The organism is Curtobacterium sp. B18, assembly GCF_000333375.1.
GTDB lineage: Bacteria > Actinomycetota > Actinomycetes > Actinomycetales > Microbacteriaceae > Curtobacterium.
The window spans coordinates 3,745-6,308 of the sequence record NZ_BACZ01000549.1 but is presented as its reverse complement, the minus strand read 5'-3'; the positions used below and the strand labels follow the sequence as shown (position 1 = coordinate 6,308).

The window sequence follows — 2,564 nt, the reverse complement described above, 5'->3', positions numbered from 1 at the left end:
GCCCGCCTGTCGTTTCGCGCTCACCGACATCTCACGGCCCGGAACGCCCGTGAACTGTCGGTGAGCGCGAAACTTCGGCGCACAGCCGTGCGCACAGGTGCCTGCGCGCGGGAGCGCTCAGGCGGCCGCCCGGAACCGCTCCGGCAGCGCGATCAGGGCGTCAGCGAGCTCGACCAGCACCGCCGCACACTCGTCGAGCGCATCCCGCTCGGCCGCCACGGTCGCCCGATCCGCCAGCACCCGCCGCTCCCGCCGCGCGACCACGGCGTCGATGCCGTTCGCCAGCGCCACCTCGTCCGTGAAGAACGCGTCGAGCACGGCACGCTGCGACAGGAGCCAGTCGGCACTGACCGCCGCACCGCTCCGGCGCAGCCACCACGAACCGATCTCGACGAACACACCACCCTCGGTCGCGCACGTCCGCAGCCAGGCGACGTCGAACCGGTCCGCACTCCGGGCCGACCCCGCCGAGGGCTCGGTGATCATCGTCCGCGCGATGCGGATGCGCTCGATCATGTGGTCGACGGTCCAGTGCGCGACGACGACCCCGACGTACCGCTGCACCGACACGAGCCGCAGGTTCTCGAGCGGCACGAGCGCTTCGCGGACGGGCGTCCGGGACACCCGCATGTCCGCCGCGATCGTGTCCAACCGCATCCGCTGCCCACGCCGGTACACCCCGCGCAGCACGTTGTCGAGCAGTCGGGCGAAGACGGCGTCGCGCAGCAGACTGCGTCGGATGCCGAGCGGGTCGTCGTCGTCACGACCCGGCCGGTGCTGTGCTCGCTCCATGGCGCCAGGATCACGCACGGCCCACGCCGCCGGCTTCGCGAGTGGTCGGACCGTGGACCGTGCGGGACACTGTCGTGCTGTGGAGGACTGCCATGCGAGGACGATGACAGACCCCGCAACTCGGCGCTAAACACTCCGCATACGGAATACTACTTCCGCGCCGTGTCCGCTTCCTTGGTCAGGACCGAGAGCGGTTGGGTGACGTCCTCGAGCCCCTTCCGGGCCGCGTCGACCCCGAAGACCAGCGCCACCACCCCGCCGGCGATCATCACCGCGGAACCGAGCAGGTACCCCCAGAACAGCGGTTCGCGGGAGGACCCGTCGCCGATGAGCGCACCGTAGATCAGCGGGGCGATGGCACCGAAGATCTGCGCCAGCGCGAAGAAGTACGAGATCGCCTGCGACCGGAGCTCGAGCGGGAAGATCTCCGACACGGTCAGGTAGGCGCTCGACGCCCCCGCCGAGGCGAAGAAGAACGACACGCACCAGAAGACGACCTGCACGGTGGCGCTGATCGCGTCGGCCTGGAACAGGAACGCCGAGGTGGCGAGCACGAGACCCGAGACGAGGTACGTCGAGAAGATCATCTGCCGACGACCCCAGGTGTCGAAGAACCGCCCGAGGATGATCGGGCCGAGCAGGTTGCCGATCGCGAACGGGAAGAAGTACACGCTCGTCTCGGCCGTCTTCAGCCCGAAGAAGTTCGTGAGCACCAGGGCGTAGGTGAAGAAGATCGCGTTGTAGAGGAACGCCTGGGTGATCATCATCGTCGCGCCGACGAGGGTCCGGGTCGGGTACTGCCGGAACAGCACCTTCACGATCGTCCGGAACTTCACGTTGTCCGTCGGGGTGACGGTCATCGCCTTGGACTGGTCGACCTCCGGCAGCCGGTGCCCGGTGGACTGCTCGACCGACTCCTCGATCTGCGTGACCGTCGCCTCGGCTTCCTCCTCGCGTCCGTGCGTCATGAGCCACCGGGGACTCTCCGGGATGTGCCGCCGCAGGAAGATGATCGCGATGCCGAGCACCGGGCCGAGGAAGAAGCCGATGCGCCAACCGATGTTCTCGGCGAAGTTCGCCGTGTCGAGCAGGTAGATGTTCGCGAACGCGCCGAGCGCCGCGCCGCCCCAGTAGGTGCCGTTGATCGCGATGTCGACGTGCCCGCGGTACTTCGCGGGGATGAGCTCGTCGATCGCCGAGTTGATGGCCGCGTACTCGCCGCCGATGCCGAGACCCGCCACGAACCGGAACGCCGCGAGGAACCAGAAGTCCTGCGCGAGCCCGGCGATGCCGGAGCCGATCAGGTAGATGGCCAGCGTGAGGATGAAGAGCTTCCGCCGCCCCAACCGGTCGGACATCCGGCCGAAGACGATCGCGCCGACGACCTGCCCGATGAGGTAGATGGTGCCGAGCGACGTCACCTGCTGCGTCGACAGGTCCAGGTCCGCCTGGAAGCCGGCGTTCGACACGATCTGGATCTCGAGGCCGTCGAGGACCCACGAGACGCCGAGTCCCACCACGACGCTCCAGTGGAACCGTGTCCACGGCAGTCTGTCCATCCTGGCGGGGACCAGGCTCTTGATCGCCCCGTTCGTCGTGCTGCTCACGAGAGGGGAACGTACGCCCAGATCGACGAGATGGTTCAGATCCGGAAACGAACGGGTTCCGGGCCCGGAGCCGGATCCCCCTAATCGAATCCGGCTCCGATGCCGGAGTCCCAATCATTGCAATTGCTATGAGAACTCACAAGCAGGATGCCGGGAGGCGCNNNG

2 protein-coding genes are annotated in these 2,564 nt (G+C 67.9%); both read right to left on the bottom strand.

Translation table 11 applies throughout. The features are described 5' to 3' along the window. Positions 1–117 precede the first annotated feature (117 nt). Positions 118–792: a GntR family transcriptional regulator gene (locus I5E_RS15030; protein WP_022907707.1), complete on the bottom strand. Its 675-nt coding sequence runs from the start codon at positions 790–792 to the stop codon at positions 118–120. A gap of 149 nt (positions 793–941) precedes the next feature. Then, positions 942–2,399 (bottom strand): MFS transporter, encoded by a 1,458-nt coding sequence (locus tag I5E_RS15025; protein ID WP_022907706.1) that lies wholly within the window; start codon positions 2,397–2,399, stop codon positions 942–944. Positions 2,400–2,564: the final 165 nt, after the last annotated feature.

What these genes read in the sequence shown, in the direction of transcription:
- I5E_RS15030 (WP_022907707.1), bottom strand. Translation starts at nt 792, where the DNA reads ATGGAGCGAGCACAGCACCGGCCGGGTCGTGACGACGACGACCCGCTC.